This is a genomic window from Thioclava sp. IC9, assembly GCF_002213225.1.
Taxonomy (GTDB): domain Bacteria; phylum Pseudomonadota; class Alphaproteobacteria; order Rhodobacterales; family Rhodobacteraceae; genus Thioclava; species Thioclava nitratireducens.
In genome coordinates this window covers 1-19,981 of record NZ_NBNX01000009.1, presented here as the reverse complement: position 1 = coordinate 19,981, position 19,981 = coordinate 1, and the positions used below count along the sequence as shown (strand labels likewise).

Annotated in this window: 15 protein-coding genes and 1 pseudogene; 5 read left to right on the top strand and 11 right to left on the bottom strand. The window is 62.2% G+C overall.

Annotated features, from left to right (window positions below):
* Positions 1-36: 36 nt before the first annotated feature.
* From pstB to B6V76_RS17725, 6 genes are all read right to left on the bottom strand, one after another.
* Positions 37-816, bottom strand: a complete 780-nt coding sequence (pstB, locus tag B6V76_RS17750; protein ID WP_166504631.1) for a phosphate ABC transporter ATP-binding protein PstB — start codon at positions 814-816, stop codon at positions 37-39.
* Between the two features lie 29 nt (positions 817-845).
* A complete protein-coding gene (gene pstA / locus B6V76_RS17745; RefSeq protein ID WP_075776978.1) occupies positions 846-1,685 on the bottom strand; it encodes a phosphate ABC transporter permease PstA in 840 nt (279 codons plus the stop codon).
* Between the two features lie 3 nt (positions 1,686-1,688).
* On the bottom strand, positions 1,689-2,657 hold the full coding sequence (pstC, locus tag B6V76_RS17740) for a phosphate ABC transporter permease subunit PstC (RefSeq protein WP_088728062.1): 969 nt from the start codon (positions 2,655-2,657) through the stop codon (positions 1,689-1,691).
* 77 nt (positions 2,658-2,734) lie between these two features.
* Positions 2,735-3,787 carry a phosphate ABC transporter substrate-binding protein PstS gene (pstS, locus tag B6V76_RS17735; protein ID WP_088720071.1) on the bottom strand — a complete coding sequence of 351 codons (1,053 nt, stop codon included), beginning with the start codon at positions 3,785-3,787 and terminating at the stop codon, positions 2,735-2,737.
* 475 nt (positions 3,788-4,262) lie between these two features.
* Complete coding sequence (locus tag B6V76_RS17730) at positions 4,263-5,105, bottom strand: SMP-30/gluconolactonase/LRE family protein (RefSeq protein ID WP_088728061.1); 843 nt, start codon at positions 5,103-5,105, stop codon at positions 4,263-4,265.
* A gap of 123 nt (positions 5,106-5,228) precedes the next feature.
* On the bottom strand, positions 5,229-6,866 hold the full coding sequence (locus B6V76_RS17725; protein WP_075776982.1) for a Na/Pi cotransporter family protein: 1,638 nt from the start codon (positions 6,864-6,866) through the stop codon (positions 5,229-5,231).
* Positions 6,867-7,037: 171 nt separating this feature from the next.
* Here B6V76_RS17725 and B6V76_RS17720 point away from each other — a divergent pair, with 171 nt between their 5' ends.
* The 5 genes from B6V76_RS17720 (at position 7,038) to B6V76_RS17700 (ending at position 13,416) form a co-directional block, all read left to right on the top strand.
* On the top strand, positions 7,038-7,832 hold the full coding sequence (locus B6V76_RS17720; protein ID WP_088728060.1) for a DeoR/GlpR family DNA-binding transcription regulator: 795 nt from the start codon (positions 7,038-7,040) through the stop codon (positions 7,830-7,832).
* 98 nt (positions 7,833-7,930) lie between these two features.
* Positions 7,931-8,830 carry an HAD hydrolase-like protein gene (locus B6V76_RS17715; protein ID WP_346426016.1) on the top strand — a complete coding sequence of 300 codons (900 nt, stop codon included), beginning with the start codon at positions 7,931-7,933 and terminating at the stop codon, positions 8,828-8,830.
* A gap of 246 nt (positions 8,831-9,076) precedes the next feature.
* On the top strand, positions 9,077-10,036 hold the full coding sequence (locus B6V76_RS17710; protein ID WP_166504628.1) for a PAS domain S-box protein: 960 nt from the start codon (positions 9,077-9,079) through the stop codon (positions 10,034-10,036).
* A gap of 116 nt (positions 10,037-10,152) precedes the next feature.
* A complete protein-coding gene (locus tag B6V76_RS17705) occupies positions 10,153-11,448 on the top strand; it encodes an MFS transporter (protein WP_075776985.1) in 1,296 nt (431 codons plus the stop codon).
* A 129-nt stretch (positions 11,449-11,577) separates the two neighbouring features.
* Positions 11,578-13,416, top strand: coding sequence for a heavy metal translocating P-type ATPase (locus B6V76_RS17700; protein ID WP_088728058.1), 1,839 nt, complete (start codon positions 11,578-11,580; stop codon positions 13,414-13,416).
* Positions 13,417-13,464: 48 nt separating this feature from the next.
* On the opposite strand, the gene B6V76_RS17695 is transcribed toward B6V76_RS17700, so the two are convergent.
* From B6V76_RS17695 to B6V76_RS20210, 5 genes and pseudogenes are all read right to left on the bottom strand, one after another.
* Positions 13,465-13,938, bottom strand: a complete 474-nt coding sequence (locus B6V76_RS17695; protein WP_075776987.1) for a glycine zipper 2TM domain-containing protein — start codon at positions 13,936-13,938, stop codon at positions 13,465-13,467.
* A gap of 355 nt (positions 13,939-14,293) precedes the next feature.
* Entirely contained in the window at positions 14,294-15,253 is a 960-nt protein-coding gene (locus tag B6V76_RS17690; RefSeq protein ID WP_088728057.1) for an ATP-binding protein, read from the bottom strand.
* Positions 15,250-17,592 (bottom strand): DDE-type integrase/transposase/recombinase, encoded by a 2,343-nt coding sequence (locus B6V76_RS17685; protein ID WP_088728056.1) that lies wholly within the window; start codon positions 17,590-17,592, stop codon positions 15,250-15,252. The genes B6V76_RS17690 and B6V76_RS17685 overlap by 4 nt, the downstream gene beginning before the upstream one ends.
* Positions 17,589-18,344, bottom strand: a complete 756-nt coding sequence (locus tag B6V76_RS17680) for a hypothetical protein (RefSeq protein WP_088728055.1) — start codon at positions 18,342-18,344, stop codon at positions 17,589-17,591. Before B6V76_RS17680 ends, B6V76_RS17685 begins: the two co-directional genes overlap by 4 nt.
* 776 nt (positions 18,345-19,120) lie before the next feature.
* Positions 19,121-19,378, bottom strand: a pseudogene (locus B6V76_RS20210) (IS3 family transposase); the annotation flags it as partial.
* Positions 19,379-19,981 lie beyond the last annotated feature (603 nt).

Sequence of the window (19,981 nt, the reverse complement as noted above, 5' to 3'; positions counted from 1 at the left end):
CGCCCGCGTCCCTGCAAGAACAAGGCATCCGTGCGCTCAGCCGAAACGGCCAGTGATGTAATCCGACGTGCGCTCGACCCGCGGGCGGGTGAAAATCTGAGCGGTCTCGCCCTCTTCGATCAGCTCGCCCAGATACATGAAGGCGGTGCGGTCGCTGACGCGGCTCGCCTGCTGCATGTTGTGGGTGACGATGGCGATGGTGAACTGCTCCTTGAGCTGGTGGATCGTCTCCTCCAGCTTGCCGGTCGAGATCGGGTCGAGCGCGGAAGCCGGTTCGTCGAGCAGGATCACCTCCGGTTCCACCGCGATGGTACGCGCGACGCACAGGCGCTGCTGCTGACCACCCGAGAGCGACTGGCCCGAGCTTTGCAGCTTGTCTTTCACCTCGTCCCAGAGCGCCGCGCCTTTCAGCGCCGCCTGCACCCGGTCGTCGATCTCGGATTTCGCGTAATTCGCGAGGCGCAGGCCGAAAGCGATATTCTCGTGGATCGTCATCGGGAAGGGCGTGGGTTTCTGGAACACCATGCCCACCTTCGCGCGCAGCCGGTTCAGATCGACCTTCTTGCCAAGGATATTCTCGCCATCGAGCAGCACTTCCCCCGTCGCGGTCTGCTTCGGATAGAGGTCATACATCCGGTTGAGCACGCGCAGGAGCGTGGACTTGCCGCAACCCGACGGGCCGATGAAGGCGGTCACGCGGTTCTCGGGCAGGTCCAGATTGATCGATTTCAGGGCTTTGAAATCACCGTAGAAGAAATCGAGATTCTTGATCGAGATGCGCGGTTTCGGCGCGGCATCGACCCCGTCGAAGGTCATCGGCGAGCGTTCGCGGGTGAGGGTATCCATCAGTGTTTCTCCTTCTTGGAGGTGACGAGGCGGGCGACAATCGACAGCGCCAGCACCGCGACGGTGATGAGAAGCGCGCCTGCCCAGGCAAGGGCCTGCCAGTTATCGTAGGGCGAGAGCGCGAATTGAAAGATGGTGATCGGTAGCGAGGCCATCGGCTGCGTCAGATCGAGGCTGAAGAAATTGTTGCTGAGCGCCGTGAACAGAAGCGGCGCAGTCTCGCCCGAAATCCGGGCGATGGCCAGCAGCACGCCGGTCACGATCCCCGCCATCGCCGCCTTGTAAGCGACCGTGCGGATCACGATCCAGCGGGGCCAGCCCATCGCAAGCCCCGCTTCGCGCAGCTGATCGGGCACGAGGCGCAGCATGTCCTCTGTGGTGCGCACGACGATCGGGATCACGAGGATCGCCAGCGCGACCGAGCCCGCAAGCGCGGAGAAATGCCCGAGGCTGACGACGAGCACCTGATAGACGAAGAGGCCGACGATGATCGAGGGCGCCGACAGCAGGATGTCGTTCACGAAACGGATCACTTTGGACAGCTTCGCATAGCGCCCGTATTCCGCCATGTAGGTCCCGGCGAGGATGCCAATCGGCGTCCCGATCGCCACCGCGATCACCGACATGATCACCGAGCCGAGGATCGCGTTGCGCAAGCCGCCCGGCTCCATCGGCGAGGGCGTGTCTTGCGTGAAGACGGCTAGGTTCAGCGCGCTCGCTCCCTTGTAGAGCAGGTAGAGCAGGATCACGGCCAGCACGAAGAGGCCGAGCGCCGCCGCCCCCGTGGACAGCGTCATCATCACCGCGTTGACGGTCTTTCTGCGGGTCATCGAAGCCATGCGTTACGCTCCCGACTTTTGCTTCATGCGCTTGAGCATCCACTGGGCAGCGGCGAGCACGATGAAGGTGAGGATGAACAGAACGAGGCCCAGCGCGATAAGCGATGAGGTGTAGATCGGCGTCGTGGCCTCGGTGAATTCGTTGGCGATGGCCGCCGAGATCGTCGTGCCCGGCGCGAGGATCGAGCCCGAGATGCGATGCGCGTTGCCGATCACGAAGGTCACGGCCATCGTCTCGCCCAGCGCACGGCCGAGCGACAGCATGATACCGCCCACCAGCGCGGTGCGCACATGCGGGATCACGATGTGGCGGTTCACCTCCCAGCGGGTCATGCCCATGCCATAGGCGCTTTCGCGCAGCATCGGCGGCACCGTCTGAAAGATGTCGCGCGCGAGCGAGGCGATGAAGGGCAGGATCATCATCGCGAGGATCAGCCCCGCCGTCAGCATCCCGATCCCGTAGGGCGGGCCCGCGAAGAGAGAGCCGATCACCGGGATATTGCCGAGCGTGTCGATCAGGCAGGGCTGGATATAGCTCTGCATGAAGGGCGCGAAGACGAAGAGGCCCCATATGCCGTAAATGATCGAGGGAATGCCCGCGAGCAGCTCGATCGCGATCCCCAACGGGCGACGCAACATGCGCGGGCAGGTCTCCGTCAGGAAGATCGCGATGCCAAGGCCCACCGGCACCGCTATGACCATCGCGATGATCGAGGTGACGACCGTGCCGTAGAGCGGTGCCAGCGCGCCGAACTTTTCGGTCACCGGGTTCCATTTCTCGGTCCACAGGAACGGCAGCCCGTATTCCTTGAGTGCCGGCCACGCCCCCATGACGAGCGAGACGAACACGCCCAGAAGGACCAGCAGCACCACCACCGCGGCGGCCAGCGTCAAGGTTCCGAAAATCCGGTCGGACTGGGCCACCGGGCGCGCGCTCTTCACGCCTCTCTCGTAATCGCTTGTCGCCGTCATCGCGCACTCCACTCAAAATCGCAGAAAGGGAGGGCCGCAGTCACGGCCCTCCCCCGAAGGTGTTTATGAAGGAAGGATCAGTTGTTCATGGCCCAGACGGGGTTGCCGTCCTTGCCCTTGATCTGGCCCCATTCCTTCTTGATCTGGGCCACGACATTGTCGGGCATCGGGATGTAGTCCAGCTTCGCCGCGGCGTCGTCGCCGTTGGCGTAGGCCCAGTCGAAGAACTTCAGCGCCTCTTTCGACGCTGCGCCGTCCTTGGCATCCTTGTGCATCAGGATGAAGGTCGCCGCGGTCATCGGCCAGGTCTTGTCGCCCGGCTGGTTGGCGAGGATCACGCCGAAGCCCGGCTGGCTCGACCAGTCGGCATTGGCGGCGGCAGCGGCGAAGGCTTCGGCCTTCGGCGCGACTTTCTTGCCTGCTTTGTTGATCATGTCCGTGTAGGTCATGTTGTTCTGCAGCGCGTAGGCATATTCGACATAGCCGATCGAGTTCTTCGTCTGATCGACATTCGCGGCCACGCCCTGGTTACCCTTGGCGCCAAGACCCACCGGCCATTCGACAGAGGTCGAGACGCCGATATCGTTCTTCCAGGTCTCGTCGACCGAGGCGAGGTAATAGGTGTAGTTGAAGGTGGTGCCCGAACCGTCCGAACGGTGGACAACGGCGATCGCCGCGTCGGGGAGCTTCACGCCGTCATTGAGCTTCGCGATGGCCGGATCGTTCCACTTGGTGATCTTGCCTTCGTAGATTTTCGCCAGCGTCTCGCCGTCGAGAACCAGCTCGCCCGGCTTGATGCCTTCGACGTTCACGACCGGAACGATGCCGCCCATGACGGTCGGGAACTGAACCAGCGTGTTCTTCTCCAGCTCATCGCCGCCCAGCGGCTTGTCGGACGCGCCGAAGGTCACGGTGCGGGACTCGATCTGCTTGATGCCACCGCCCGAGCCGATGGCCTGGTAGTTGAGACCGGTACCGGTCTTCTCTTTGTAGGTTTTCGCCCAGTCCGAGTAGATCGGGTAGGGGAAGGTCGCGCCGGCGCCGGAGATATCGGCGGCCTGCACGGCGGCGGCCGAAGCCAGCGTCGCACCGGCGATCGCGGCGGAGAGGGTGAGGCGGGTGATGAACATTGAACAGTCCTCGCTGTCAGAATTCGGATACTGTGAACGCGGTAACGAAACTCGTCCCGTCCGCTGGGGGGACTAATGACGGGGCTTCTTGACAGTTATGTAACAGTCGCGACTGCGTGAAAGGCCGTGATATCCGGACGTTCTCGCGGACTTCGGGATCACGAGGCGCGGCGCACGGACGCCCCGAAAATGAAGACCTGCAAGACGCTTTCGCGTGCTGCTGGCGATCACGACAAAATCGCAAGGTCGCGAGGCACGAGCGTTTTGGGCCACCCCTCGTGTAAATTTCCCCGAGAAAATGACAGGTGGCAGGCGTTTTTTGTGACGGTTTCTCTCTCAAGCAGCGTCCGTGAGGGCCGGATTGTTCATCCCCAGCGACCCCGAGTCGCGGCGCCACAGCCCTGCGGCGACCGGCTGAATCGCCATGCCCGGCCTCCGCAGGCCAACTACGCGACCTGCCGGGCCGCCGGGCCGCTCACAAGATCACGCACGGCTCGGGAATGCCCACGAACGGCGCGCGCAGAAGATAGGTCAGCCCTTGCGCCGCATCCGGGTCGGTCATGCCCTCCAGCGCGCTCGTAACCAGCAGGTCGCGCATATCCGCGCCGCCGAAGGCCGGACAGGTGCTGTTCTTCCCGGGCAGATCGAGATGGTGGGTCATACGACCTTCCGCATCGAAGCGGGCCACGCGGCCGGAACTCCACAGCGCGCACCAGAGGCCACCCTCGGCATCGACCACCGCGCCGTCGGGATAGAGGCCCTCGGCCGAGAGGTCGAGAAAAGGTCTCCGCTCCCCCTCGGGCCAGCCATCCGCATCCAGCGGCTGACGCCAGACCTTCTGGCTGGGCGTATCTGCGAAATAGGCAGTCCGGCCATCCGGCGTGAAGCAGATCGCGTTGGGGATCGAAATCTCCGTGACCTGACGACGTAGCTCGCCGCGGTAATAGCGGTAGATCGCACCGCGCCGTCGCTCGGCCTTTTTGCCCATCGTGCCGAACCAGAAGCCGCCCTGCCGATCCGCGCGCCCGTCATTCGAGCGGGTGCCGGGATCGTCGCCTTCCACCTCGATGAGCGGCTCGAGCGTCCCCTCGGCAATGTTGAACAGAGAAAGCCCGATCTCGGTCGCGAGGATCATCCGCTCGCGGTCCACCCAGCCCGCGGCCGAGGCCATGCCCTCGAACTGCCATTCGCTCGGACCGTTGGCATCGCGCGTCAGCAGCCTGCGGTTCAGGATGTCGAACCAGAAGAACTGGCTACGCTCGGGATGCCAGAACGGCCCTTCGCCCAGTTCGCAAACCCTGTCGTCAAACACGCTCATCTATTTCCTCCCGCAATTTGCGGAACCCTCTCACTCCTGCAAGTCTTCGGGCAAGAGGGTCCAGGACTTGTTCCGGCAATCGACCCTCCGCAAGGCGCTACGGGTCTCCAAGCTGCGCTAGGCTCACCCGGTCAGCCGCGTCGCCCGCAGATCGCCCGCCTGTTCAAGGATCGGGTAGGCGACATAGGTCATGTCCGTGTTGATCTGCTTCAGCGCGCGCACGGTTTCCTGATGGATATTCGTGGTCTCGATGGAGGCGCTGTTATTCGCACGCAGCCGGGCGAGGTGTGCGGCCTGCAATTCGGCCTCGGCGGCGCGGGTGCGGTCTTTCTCCTCCACGAGCTGTCGCGCGTCGTCGATCTCGCCCGACATCAGGACGTTCAGCGCAACCCGCGCATTCGACGCGACTCGGTCGTGGAAATCGGTCAGCTCACGCAGCCCCTCTTCGGAGAAGGTCAGGCCGCGTTCGTGGATACGCTGCGCGAGATCCACGAGATTGGTCGAGATCTGGTCGCCCGCATCCTCGAGATGGTTCGCGACCATCGCGATCTCCATCGCGCGCCGGGATTGCTCGGTGCTCAGCCGTGTCTCGTTGAGCCGCGCGACATAGAGCTTGATCTCGTAATGCATCCGGTCGACTTCGTTCTCGGTGCGCTTGATGCGGGCGGCGATTTCCGGATCCCAATGCACGAAGAGCCCCAAGGCGGGTTGCAGCATCTCGAAGACCGACTCGCCCATGCGCAACAGCTCGCGTGCCGCATTGCCGAGCGCATGCCCCGGATCGCCGAGCCCCTTTTGATCGAGGGCGCTGATCCGAGTGGGCGACATCTCCTTGCGGTCCGCCACGACCGCTCCGGCAAGGCGCAGCACCGACGGGATCAGCGGAAGCGAGAGGATTGCGACGCCGAGGTTGAAGACGAGGTGCAGATTGATCACCCGCCGCGCCATCGTGCCACCCAAGAAGTCGAGCGCTTGCGGATAGAAAATCAGGCCGAGCAGCACAAGCATGGCCCCGCCCCCGCGCAGGACGAAATTCGACACCATGATCCGGCGCGGGATCGGATCGGCCGAGAGGGTCAGCATCACCGGGATGATCGCCCCGCCGAGATTGGCGCCGAGCACCATCGCCGCAGCGCCCGGCCCCGGCAGCAGGCCTTGCCCGGCGAAGGTCACGAACATCAGCACCGCCGCAATCGAGGAATGCATCGCCCAGGTCAGCAGGGCCCCGAGGACGAAGGCCGAGACCAGATCGCTGCCCAACCGCGTCAGCACCGCATTGACGAGCGCGCTTTCGCGCAGGGGCGCCGTCGCCTCGCCGATCAGACCGAGCGACAGAAGCACCAGCGCCAGCCCCACCAAGATACGCCCCGCCTGCCGCGGCCGCCGGGCTTTCGATTTGAGAAACAGCGTCACCCCGATCACCAGCAGCGCGGGCACCAGCACATGGATCGGCGAGAGCAGGATCTGGGCCACGATCGACGAGCCCAGATCGGCGCCCAGCACGAGCGCCACGCCAGAGATCGCCGCCAATGTTCCGCTCGCGGCAAAACCTGCAGTCAGGATCGCGACGGCGGTCGAACTTTGCAGCAGCATCGCCGCCCCCGTCCCCGCCGCCATCGCGCTGATCCGCGTCCCGGCCGTGCGGCGCAGGAACTGTCGCAGCGACGCCATGAAAGCGCGCTCGACCCCGGTGCGGATCAGCCGAACCGCCCAGAGAAGCAGCGCCACCGCGCCCGCCAGATCGATCAGGAAATAGATCATGCGCTCTCCCAAATCCCGCACGCCGACCGGGTTACCTCCGACGGCGCGCGGTCCTTTTCAAGTTAAACTGCATCAAAATGTGGCATTAGCAACATTTTTCTTGAAATTACGAGGCATAGCCCACATCAATTTTTAGGAACGCGGTGAAAGGATCACCTTTCGGGAGAGGCAATGGACGCGAGCGCGAAACAAGAGGGAACGCGGCTCCGCAAACGCGACCGGCGGGAACAGATCCTGTTCGAGTTGAAGCTGCGCCCGCACTTGCGCATCTCGGAACTCGCGGCGCGGTTCGGGGTCTCGACAGAGACGATCCGGCGAGATTTCGATGCGCTCGAAGAAAAGGGGCTGATCGACCGCGCGCATGGCGGCGCGTCGCGGCCCCATCCTGGCCACTATCCCACGCTGGACGAACGCGAACGCGACCAGTTTCAGGAGCGCGAGCGGATCGGCCGCATGGCCGCCGCGCAGGTCGTCGCTGGCGAGACGCTGATGATCGACTCCGGCTCGACCACGCAGCAGATGGCCAGATTTCTCGCCATGGCAGGAACGCCCTGTCGTGTGATCACCAATTCCCTGCCCATCGCCATGCTTCTCGGTGGTAGCGAGGGGGCGGACGTGATCCTCGCGCCGGGGAATTACCTGCCCACGGAGTCGGCGGTCGTGGGCGAAGAAACGCTCGATTTCCTGTCACGCCATCACGTCGACCGGGCGGTGATCGGCGCCACGGCGCTTTCGCTCGAGGGCGTGTCCGAGTCCATTCCGGGCTTCGCTGCGGTCAAACGCGCGATGCTCGCGCAGGCGCAGGCGGGGATGCTGCTGATCCTCGGCTCGAAATTCGGCATTCATGGTTTCACGCGCGCCGCGACGCTCGGGGCGCTGGCCTCGGTGGTGGTGGACCGCGCACCGCCCGCCGATCTGGAAGAGGCGCTGCGAAAGAACGGCGTGGACGTGCTGCTCGCGAAGTGACGGCAAGGTCACAGGCGCGCCCGAACCGGCTGGTGATCGCGACCGCAGTGGTGATAAGCGCATGGCCATCGACGAAAGTGCTTAGGGACGACCTTCTGATGACAATGACAGCGCAGGAAGCGCTTGTGGCCTATGAGCGCGCGCGCCACAGACTGCCCTCCCCCGGGCTGGCCAAGACGAGCCGGATGGCCCGCGACCTCTCGGAGCTTGCCGATCTGTTCGACGTCTTTCTGCTCGATGCGTTCGGCGTTCTCAATATCGGCGAGACCGCCATCGAGGGCACGCCCGAGCGCGTCGCGGCGCTGCAAGCGGCGGGCAAGCGGGTAATGGTCGTGTCGAACGCGGCGGGCTTCCCGCACGACACCCTGATGCAAAAATACACAAGGCTCGGCTACAGCTTCGCGCCCGAGGATGTCGTCACCAGCCGTGCCGCCCTCGTCTCCGCCCTGCGCACCGCCCCTCCCCGCGCCTGGGGTCTGATGGCGAGCCGCGCGGCCGGGATCGGCGAGTTGGACGCGTTCGATGTCACATGGCTCGCCGAAGACCGTGCCGCCTACGACGCGGTCGAGGGCTTCCTTCTGATCGGCGCGGCGGAATGGACCGAGGAGCGGCACGCCCTGCTCGAAGCCTCTCTGCGCGACAACCCGCGCCCGGTCTGGGTCGGCAATCCCGACATCGTCGCCCCGCGCGAGATCGGTTTCACGCGGGAACCGGGGCACTTTGCCCACCGGCTCGCCGATGCGACGGGCATCGCGCCGGAGTTCTTCGGCAAGCCCTTCACCAATATCTACGATCTCGCCTTCGCGCGTCTCGGCCCAGTCGACCCCGCGCGCGTGCTGATGGTCGGCGACAGCCTGCACACCGACATTCTCGGCGCGCAGGCCGCCGGTATTCGCTCTGCCCTGATCGCGGGATACGGGTTCTTCGGCGGCGAGGACGCGCAAGCGGCAATCGCGACCTGCGGCATCTGTCCGGACTTCGTGCTGCAACGCCCGTGAGCCTGCGGCGACAAGTAAAGTTCGACGCCCTCAGCGCGAGACTTGCGCCGTGCGCCCCGTCCTTGCTGCCATGCGGCATGCGGCGTCACGCCGTCTCGGCGACAACGCGTGGCCGGACAATGCCCTCGGGCAGCCTTACGCCGCCGGGCTAAAGGGTATACTTCATATGCATCTTTTAGTATCTGTTGCCGGAAAAGCATGGAGACCAGACCTGTCATGGACTCACCAGAGAGCATCCAACAGCATTTGGCTGCTATCGTTGAAAGCTCGGAAGATGCGATCGTCACCAAGGACCTCAACAGCATCATCCTGAGCTGGAACCGCGGCGCGGAGAAGCTGTTTGGCTACACTGCGGAAGAAGCCATCGGCCGGCCGATCACGATCATCTTTCCCGACGACCGGATGGACGAGGAGGTCGACTTCATCGCCCGCCTGAGGCGCGGCGAGCGGATCGCGAATTACGAAACGGTCCGTCAACGCAAAGATGGAAGCCCTGTCCCGGTGTCGCTGACCGTCTCGCCCGTGCGCGATGCCGAGGGACATGTCGTCGGCGCATCTAAGATCGCGCGCGACATCACCTTGCAGCATCAACTGGCAGAGCAGCAGCGGCTGCTCCTGTCAGAGATGCGCCACAGGGTCGGGAACGCCTTCGCCGTCGCGGCCTCCCTGATTGCCGTGGCCGCGCGACAGGCGGAAAGCGTCGAGCAGCTCAGTTCCGAAATGCGCTGCCGTCTCCACGCCATCGCGTCGCTCAACTCGATGACGGTGAACGACCCATCCGGCGACGAAGCGGAAGGCATGCCGCTCTCCTATCTCGTGAGCACCATCCTGAAACCTTTCAGCGAAGGGGCGACGGTCCAGACCTCGCTTCCCGATATTCAGGTGCGACCCGCCGCGATCACGCCCCTGACGCTCGTTCTGTTCGAACTCGCGACGAACTCGGTGAAGTACGGTGGCCTTTCGCGGGACGGCCACGGCCTCGAGATAAACGCCGAGATAGAAGACGGGCGCTTCGGGCTCACGTGGAAAGAACCCGGCGTCACCGAAGCGGGGTCGGGCAAGGTCGAAAGCAAGGGGTTTGGCACGTCCCTGTGCCGGCTCACCGTATCAACCTCGCTCGGAGGTAGCTTCTCGCGCGAATTCACGCCAGAGGGTCTGGTCGCGACCTTGGACCTCGATCTGGCCGCCGTATCGGAAATGTCGTGAGAGCGACCGGCATCGAGATGCCTGCGACCTGAAGGTCTGGCCCGCCGATTTGCGTCCGGGCCGGAGTAAGGGCTACGTATACCCCAAAGATGGCGGCAAAATCACGAGGCTCGGCAATGACGCGGGACGACAGCGCATCCAAACCGGCAGAGCTTCGGCACCGGATCATGGCCGGCTTCATCGGCAACGTGGTCGAATGGTATGACTTCGCGCTCTATGGCTATCTGGCGGGCGTCATCGCCCCGGTCTTCTTCCCCTCGAACGACCCGACCGCGGGCCTGATTGCAACCTACGGGATTTTCGCGGCCGGGTTCCTGATGCGTCCGCTAGGCGCGGCGGTGTTCGGGTGGTTCGGCGACCGCTACGGGCGCGCCCGAACGATGCAGATCTCGGTCGTGATGATGGCGATGCCGACGCTGTTTCTGGGCATATTACCAACCTATGCGCAGGTCGGCGTGCTGGCGCCGGCACTTCTGGTTCTGGTGCGGCTGCTGCAGGGCCTGTCGGTCGGTGGGGAGTTCTCGTCCTCGGCGACTTATCTTGTCGAAACCGCGCCCCTGAAGAAACGCGGCCTGACGGGGAGCTGGGCCAATATCGGCTCCATGTCGGGATCACTTCTCGGGGTCGGGGCGGCGGCGCTGGTGACGAACCTGTTCGACGCGCAGACGCTCGCCGATTGGGCGTGGCGCCTGCCCTTCCTTGGGGGCGCACTCCTCGGGACGGTGGCGATCCTGATCCGCCGCAACCTGCACATGTCCGAGCATTTCCGGCAGCATCAGGAGGGGCGCGACGAGACGTCTCCCCTTCTCGAAGCCTTCACGACGAACCGTAAAGAGACGCTTCTGGCGGTGGCCTTCGCGGCCAGTTACGGCACCTGCTACTACATCGCCTTCGTCTATCTTCCGGAATGGCTGTCCGGTCAGGGCTTGATGGCGCGAGACACGGCGCTTCTGATCAACACCGCGATGACGGTCCTCGTGATCCCCGCGATGCCACTGGCGGCGATCGTGGGCGACCGGTGGCTGCCGCGCAGGGTCTGGATCGCTCTGGCGATCGGGTCGTTGGCGCTGGCCGCGTGGCCCTTGCACGAATGGATGCTCGCGTCAGGCGGCGCGATTCTGCCCGTGGTGGTGGCGCATGCGGTGAGCTTCCTGCTCTTGGCCGTACCGCTGGGATCGGGGCCCGCCCTGTTCGCGGAGATGTTCCCCGAGCGGGACCGGCTCTCGGGCTATTCCGTGGCCTTCAACATCGGCCTCGGCATCTTCGGAGGTCTCACCCCGATGATCGCAACGAGCCTCATCGCCGCGACGGGCCTCGTCACCGCCCCCGCGCTCTACATGCTCGTGGCGGGCTTGATCGCTGTGGTCGCACTCGTCTTCACCCCGGATCGCAGCCGCGCGCCCTTGCGCTGACCGGATCGCCTGGCGAAACCCGATTGAAAGCTGGACCGATCGCCGGGATGCGCTATCACGGTATCGGCGCGATCCTCTGCGGACTGACGCGCGATCGACCGTGAACCGTGCAGAAGGAACGCAGACCGGATGGAACAGCGCGGAACCGACCGTCTCAAGCTCGCTCTTCTCGCGCTCGCCGCAGCGGCCCTGATCATGGGGCTCGCCTTCTGGTTCGCGGGCGCCGAGGCCATGGCAAAAGCGAGCTGGGTCGTCGGCGTTGTGCCCACCCTCGCCGCGCTGGTTTACGAAATCTCGCGCAGCCTGAGGCGCGGCGAAGTCGGTCTGGATATCGTGGCCGCGCTCTCGATGACCGCCGCGCTTGTCTTTGACGAAACACTCGCGGCCGCGGTCGTGGCGGTGATGTATTCCGGCGGCACGTTCCTCGAAAGCTTCGCCGAAGGCCGCGCCCGGCGGGAGATGCACGACCTGCTTTCCCGCGTCCCTCGGACCGCGACGCGTCACCGCGACGGCGAGCTGGAAGATATCTCCCTCGACGAGATCGCCCCCGGGGACCGCCTGCTGATCCATCAGGGCAACGTGGTGCCCGTGGACGGGACCTTGGCGTCCGAGACGGCTTTTCTGGACACATCGGCGCTGACCGGAGAGTCCTTGCCAGTGCGTCTTGCGCACGGGGGCGACATCATGAGCGGCTCGACCAACGCGGGCGAAGCCTTCGACCTTATCGCGGTGCGGCCCGCGAAGGACAGCACCTATGCCGGGATCGTCCGGCTGGTCGAGGAAGCGCAGGCCTCGAAGGCGCCGATGTCGCGGCTGGCGGATCGCTGGTCTCTGGGCTTTCTCGTGGTCACCGTCGCCATCGCCTTCGCCGCGTGGTGGTTCACCGGAGACCCGATCCGGGCCGTCGCCGTTCTGGTGGTCGCGACGCCCTGCCCGCTCATCCTCGCCGTACCGGTCGCGCTGGTCGCCGGCCTCTCGCGCGCGGCGCATTACGGCGTGCTCATCAAGGGTGCGGGCCCGCTTGAGACGATGGCGCGTATCCGCACGCTGATCCTCGACAAGACCGGGACCCTGACCGACGGCCGCCCGCAGATCGTGTCCATCGACAGCCATGACGGGATGGAGGAGGACGAGATCCTGCGCCTCGCCGCAGCGCTCGATCAGGCGTCGAAACACCCCGTAGCACAGGCGATCGTCGCTGAGGCGAAAGAGCGCGGCTTTACCCTGCCCGTCCCGTCGGATGTGGCTGAAATCGCCGGCGAGGGAGTCGTCGGCCATGTCGAGGGGCGCAAGGTCTTCGTCGGCGGTGACGATTTCGTAGCGGCGCGGGTCGGGCGCAAACCGGGCGATCACCCAGCGATGGCCGCCGGGGCGGTTCTCGTCGCCGTCGCAGTGGATGGCCGGATGGCCGGGCATCTGGTAATGGCCGATCCGCTGCGCGAAGGTGCGGGCGCGATGCTCGACGGGCTGCGTCAAGAGGGGATCGCCCGCATCCTGCTCGCGACCGGCGACCGGACGGACGTCGCCGAGCGTGTGACCGAGGGGCTCGGCCTCGACGGGTTGCGCGCGGGCCTCACACCGGACCAGAAAGTTCTCCTCGTGCTCTCCGAGCGCAAGAACGGGCCGGTCATGATGGTGGGCGACGGCGTGAACGACGCGCCCGCCCTCGCCGCGGCAGATGTCGGCGTCGCCATGGGCGCACGCGGGGCCGCCGCCTCGGCCGAAGCGGCGGATGTGGTGCTTCTCGTCGACCGGATCGATCAACTGCGCGCGGGCATCGAAATCGCCGCGTCCTCGCGGCGGATCGCCTTCGAGAGCGTCGCCGCCGGGATCGGGCTCTCCGTGCTCGGTATGATCGCGGCCGCCTACGGCTACCTGACCCCGGTCGAGGGGGCGATTTTGCAGGAGGTGATCGACGTCGCCGTCATCCTCAACGCCTTGCGCGCCCTCCGGATCAGGCCCGAGTGAGACCACATCGCAATCGCGCGCCCTCACCCGGCCCTGCGCCGAAAGATGCTATCGCAGGTAGACCTGGTTGCCGCTGCGCACGACGCTCACCCTGTCGCCGACGCGGAACTGGTTCGACATCTGGATCACGGTGATCGAGCCGCCATTGTCGAGCCGCACGGTCCACGCATAGGAGGTGTAGGTGCCGCCCTGGCTCGCGATGTTGCTGCCGACGATCGTGCCCGCGATCGCGCCGACGCCGGTCATCACGTCCTTGCCTTTCCCTGAGCCGAGCTGATGGCCAATCACGGCACCGACGAGACCGCCCGTGACCGCGCCGACGATCTGGTCGCCGTCACTGGTCCGGCGCATCGTGACCGGCTGCATCGCGACGATGCGGCCGTATTCCACACTTTCGTAATTGTAGGTGGTGCGCGTGCCGGGGGCCGGGCCGTTATAGGGCCCGGTCGCATAGGGACCGGGCGTCGGATTGCACGCAGCGACGCTCAGCGCCGCCGGCAGGACAAGAAGAAAGAAACGCATTTGAACCTCCATGGTAGCTCCGCCGCATGTCGTCGACATCGGGGCGTAGGAAGAGCTTGCCGCGACTCAGAGAGCGTTTCCTTGTTTTCGGACAATACGCGCGAAGAAGTCGCAGGCGGAGGCTGCATGGAGGGGAGATGCCAATGGAGCATTAGCTTGCACTCATCAGCAATAACTCAACTCCGAATCGCAAGATTAATCGATTACAAACAATAGGTTACGATTAGTCACGTTGAATGCATGGGCATAAGCATGCACTCTGACGGCATAAGCGTGCGATGTTCGACCAGCAGCTTGGCAAAGGAAAAGGCCCGCGGAACGCGGACCTCTTGCAGCTCGAACAGATCGGGAGTTTTCAGTCGTCGTTTGTCAAATGTTCAAGCAGGACGATCGGATCAAAAGCAGCTTCATAATCTTCGACCTCGAACGGCGAGTAACCAAAAGGCGTCCCATACATCAGAGAGAAAGATTTGGAGAAATGGTCGATCGTGCAACTCGTTTCGCCTGAACGCCTGCAGAGCGCAAATGCCTCGACGATGAGCTCGATGACGAGCCCCCAGCGGTTGGCGCAGGCGAAGCTCAGCCTCTTCAAGAAATTTTCTGTCGACAGTTCATCAAAGCAGAGCTCTGCTTTGTCAGCGAAGCTGTAAGCGAGATTATTCATTTCCTGCAGGTCACGGGGCAGCCGTATCTCGTCGAACTCGACCGGCCGGAGCAATCTTGCGAGCTGCTCCTCAGACCGCACATAGCCCGCGAGTTCAGGCACGCCTGACAGAATGAGCATTATCGGCCATCGCGCGTCTTTCATCAGGGTCTTGAAGCTGTCGAGAAAGTTGCGGTTCGTTTTATGGTTGTCCTTGCTGAAGACGTGCTGACACTCATCGAAATAGATGCCGATCACGCCGAGCCTTTTTGCCTCATCGATCACTCGCGCCCAAATGTAGTTTTGGCTACGTCGGCCATTTAGCGGGTAGTCCAGAGCCTCCAGAACCGCGAGCCCCAGATCTTTCCACGTCATCCTACGGGAAAGCAGGATCGTGATGATCCGCGCTGGCTGCCCGCTTGGCATCTTGATGTTTTCTGCATGGAAAGAGGTCAGCAGCTTCTTAACTTCATGAGTTTTGCCCAGCCTCGATTGACCGGTAACCATCAAACCGCGCGCTTCGAACTCCTTTCCCAAAGAGGCCTTTGCGTAGTAATCAGTGATGCACCAGCGCAATGCTTCATGCAGCTGTTCCGCACGCGCAAATGGGTAACTGGCTTCCTTCAGCGGTGCGACCGCGGCAACTGCCTCCATATCTAGAAAAGACGTCATTTCAGCCCCTTCACTTTCTCAGGGCGTCCGAGAACGCCATGGCTTTTCTCCGAAGACGCATCGGAGGCTTTGGCTCCCACCGGTGCTTTCTTCGTTGACTTTCGCGGCGACAATTCAGGCGTTTCCCCGTCCAAATTTGAACTGGTAGGCAATTCTTCGCGCCCAGTGCCCTCTTGCCGTGCAATCGACTCAGCTTCGAGCAAGCCCCCGTCATCGGCGAGAACGATCCGCTCGCGATGATCGAGATCCGCGAGACGTCCAGGTTCGACCGTGTTCGAAAGCTGCGTCACGGGCGCGACCCTCGCGCCGGCGAAAACCGCGCGAGCCATCTTCCGACACTCATCGATAGTGCTGTAACTCCGTAGTATTTTCCGGTCCGCACTGATCGCCGCGAGCATGTCGCGTCTTTCGCGGCGGGTCTCGACCAAGCGGTCTTCGTGGATCTGTTTGGAGACAGGGTCTTCCCTCCTCCACACCGCCATCAAATCGAGGATTTCCGGCAATGTCATATCGGCAAAGGCCGTGACCTGCAGCTCCACCTCGAGGATTTCTTTGGACTTGGGCAGAACAACCGTCGCGAACTTCATGTCATCAGGATCGACGAACACCTTGACCTTTCCGGCATTCCTGAGGTCATCCCGTTGCTTCTGAAACTTGTCAAAATTGAAGAAAATACCGCCAAATACCCGCACGCCCTCATCCGTCGGGGTGACGCTTTCTTCCCATCCGAGGTGGATCCGTCGCAAGTTCGCATCCATAGGCCGCACCTGCCCACGCAGATCATTGATTTCCCGATATACATCTGCGGGCCGCCGCCCACCCATTCCGACACCGAAATGCGGAAGCGAAGGGTATTCGTCGATAAAGAAGCGCGTCAGGATTGTGTAAAGTTCTTCGACATTCAGCACGCCGTTTGCTTTTGCGTCGTAACCCGGAAGTTCACCCGGTTTCCGGCCGGTGTATCCCGTAATCAGTTTCAGCAGAACTGACTCCACGGTTCCAAACATCCTCTCAATGTAAGGCTTATCGGTGGATGCGTATGCGCGCGCGATGGTATTCATGGATGCGCAGCCCATGAGCGCAGCAATGGTCTGACTGTTTCGAAGACCAGGTCCGTTGTCATTTTTGACATGTCCAAGACCCGTCGCCCATGCCGGCTCGCCAGAGCAACCATATTTCCGTTGTTCGCGGAACTTGTCGCGGGTTGCCATGCGCAGGAGTTCGAGTGTCGCCTCCGCTTTCGGCTGATCGCTGATTACCCACGCCAAGGGCATACGCGATGCCACATCGATCATCACGAGGATCGTCAGTCGCGTGCGTATCTCCTCATCGATTTTTTTAAGCGCTTCTTTCTGCTCGTTTGTTAGTCTATGCCAAATGCCCTTCATTTTGGCCGAAATCACGAGGGAAGCCTTGCACTCGTCCATTTCAACATATTCGCCAACTAACAACGCGCGAATATCGGTGCTTCCACGCCCTCTAAGATTTCGCGCTTCGCGCTCCCCCTTGACTGCCACCGCAAGCTCTGTCGGCGAAATCAGCCGATCACGAAATGCCTTGAGACTCGAATTTGACGGCATTATCAGCGCGGGCATTCGGTTACGCATCCGCTCCGTATTCGCGTCTCCGACTAACCCCTCAAGATGCTGCCTCACATTCGCAATGGAATAGGATTTCTTATCCAAGCCGAACTCATTCCAAGCGCTGAACATCAATCGCTCAAGTTCATAGCAGAGCCTCGGCGTCCGATTTCCTTTCAAATGATCTAATGTGACGAGTGCATCGAGAGGACTCACATCCGACGGGAGCGCTTCGTAGACTCGATAATATTTGAGGAGGGTTCGACCCTTATACAGAATCCATCGCGCACTCCGCCCGCCGTGTTCGAGCTTCAAATATACCGTTTGACCAAAAAGCGCGGTGACAACATCACGAAGGAACTTTCGGTTCGGCGCCTGATCCAGAAACCGGGCCGTTATTTTCAACTTTGGATTTCCGGTTTCTTCACGGCGCGCCGCAATCAGCAGCTCGATCGCTTTGCAAATCGAAGTGTTGAATTTCGCAATTTCTTGCTGCTCCTTGGATAGCGCCTTTGACGTTTCATAACCGCCAAGCCGTTCACTCACGAAATTCGCGCCAGGGGTATTCCCACCATGGAATCGCGTCCCAGGTAGCTTGAGGTAGTCGACAAACTTTTGAAAAGGAATCGAGTAAGTCGATCCGGTTTCAGGATCCGAAAACCCATAGCCGCTATCGCCTTGCTCCAAGACCACAAGCTTCCGCTGGAAGAGTGTCACCTCGGCCCCGATCGGCAGTTCATAACGTGGCACCAAAGTCACGACGCCACCTCGATCCGCGACCGCTCCCAGAGAACATGATCTAGATTTGCCCAAAGTTGTTTTCGAGCAACCAGCCGATAGCAAGCGGCGAAGGCACGGCTCTGGTCGATGCCGACATGCGGGAAGATGTCTTGCATATGCCATAGGGTCTTCAGTCGGCTGGCGACAGCGAGAACAATCTCGTCTGCCTCGGGGTCCGGGACCGAAGCGAAAAGAAACATACGAAACAAGTTGTCGCGTCGCTGGCGCGTGTAGTCAGTAGCATTCGCAACCACCATGTCATGCGCCAATCGTTTCTTTCGAGACGCCTGCGCAATTAGCTGGATCTGGCGCGTCGTCCGAGGCTTTTTAAGGCTGGCCGCGTTGCGCACGAAGATAAGGCGCCGTTCACCCGTGCGAAATTCCACGAGTAGATCGTGCGTATGCTTGTGATGTTTGCCGTCTTCTTCGTCGAAGTAACTGACCTGTGCCGGCTGAAATTTCAGGTCGAAGATATTTGGGGAGAAAAGCAACTCGATGGCGACAGCCGCCTCGGCCGCACTTTCACAGATGCCGATCCGCGGGGTCCAGTTGTCCGCTTCGGTTCGATAAGTCAGAAACACTTTCTGAGACGCGGCACTGCGCGAAGACGGACTGCGCACCCCATCAAAAGGCAACACACCATGGATTGGAGGCAATTCAATTTTGCTCGCCCGTGGCAGTTTAGGCGGCGAGGTATTCCATTCATCGTGGGGGATGACTTGTTCGTGCATATTCTTTCCTTCCCCGCCGCTTAACATGAGTGCGACATGGGCGTTCCCGGCCCAGACTCCGCCGTCTCAATGCTTGCCACGCAGAAAGACGGCGCAGACCACAAGGACCTACGTTGACTTTTGGATTGCTTCGGGGGAGAAGGAGTTGTCCGTCGCGCAGACTGGATACCCGCGGGGGTGTGGGGGCTACTACTCCCCACTCCCGCTTTCATCTCCCGATGTTGGTTTGCTTCACTGCATCATTTTCGGGACGTCTTGTTCCTTTCGTCTGTATGATCTCTGTCAGGCCAGAGGTTCTCGGGGGTTGTATCAAGATGCGCCGCTACAGCGCTTTCGACTTTGCGGCTTCTGTATCTGCCAAGCAGCGCGCCTGACACCAAGGCGCGCGAGACACCGAGTTCTTTGGCAACATCTGACAGCAGGACGCCGCGCACTTTAAGCGAATACTTCACGTATTCATGGTGTTCGTCATAGGTTGAATCGAGATATCGCACGCGCCGTCGCCCTCGCTTGACAGATGTAGCCAACCCGAATCACCTCGCATAAGCGACTCGGGAGCGCAAGGCGCTTTTTGTTGAGCGAGGGGCAGCAAACATCTGATTTATATGCGAAAAACGAAACCACGACGAGCAACTCGAGCGCCCGAACCTGTTAATCAGGCCGCTTTCAGCAAAGAAAGCGGGCTGTTTCGCCAAATGCCTGCTTGTCGAGCATGCGAAAATCAGTGCATGTGCTGTCCGTGCCAGATCACAAAATTCAGCGTCGAACAGCCCCTATCGCGGCCATCGGCGTTTGACGCACCTGTCGTTCGCCCTCCAGCTCACATCCCTCAGCAAAGCCTCGATCCGACGATAGCCGTAGCGACCAAACTGACGTGCCAAATCGGTCATGTCCGCGATTGACCGCTCCTCATCGGCACGGCCTTTGGACAGCTTCCTCTGCTTAGAATGACGCTGGCCTGAGACACGCCATGCCCGGCGCTCAGAGATCGCGAACGTGCAGCGCACATGGTCAACGCGGGAGCGCCGACGAGAGGACTTTCGCGAAGCGTTCACGCCCGCCTGCATCGGTGCGAAAATAGATATCGAAGCCTTCGACGGGCAATAGTCGTTCCGTGCTCCACCAATGCACACTCGAAGTCGACGCCCGACAGTTTCCGCGAGACCAGCTTCAAATGACGGCTTCGTCGGCGTCCACAAAAGATCATTTTGCGCCTTTGCGAGCGGAACGCTCGCTGGCCGAATGCACTCCCGCGACAAAGCCGTTTCGATGTCGCGCTGGATCAGCTGGATCCTGACGTCGAACAATCGCCGCACTGTGCCTGCGCCGCTCCTGAGCCGGTGTCGCGTAATATGCATCCCGCAGCTCTCGGGCGCGCATCTCGCATATTTCGCGCGACGGGAAGGGGCTGCGCGCGGACTACCAGCAGATACGGCCGAAGCGCTGGCAGACATGCTTGCAGGTGCTCAGCGAGGATGGGACCTGCGTGCGGTAATCAAGTTGATCGACGGTCTCGTTGCCCGCGAGAACCGTCCACCGCTGCAGTGAAATGACCGAATGGGGCGTATTCCGTTGAAAAACTCGCGCTTGATTGCTGGGCGTGGCGCTGATTCAATTCCGACATCAGGTGGGGGGAT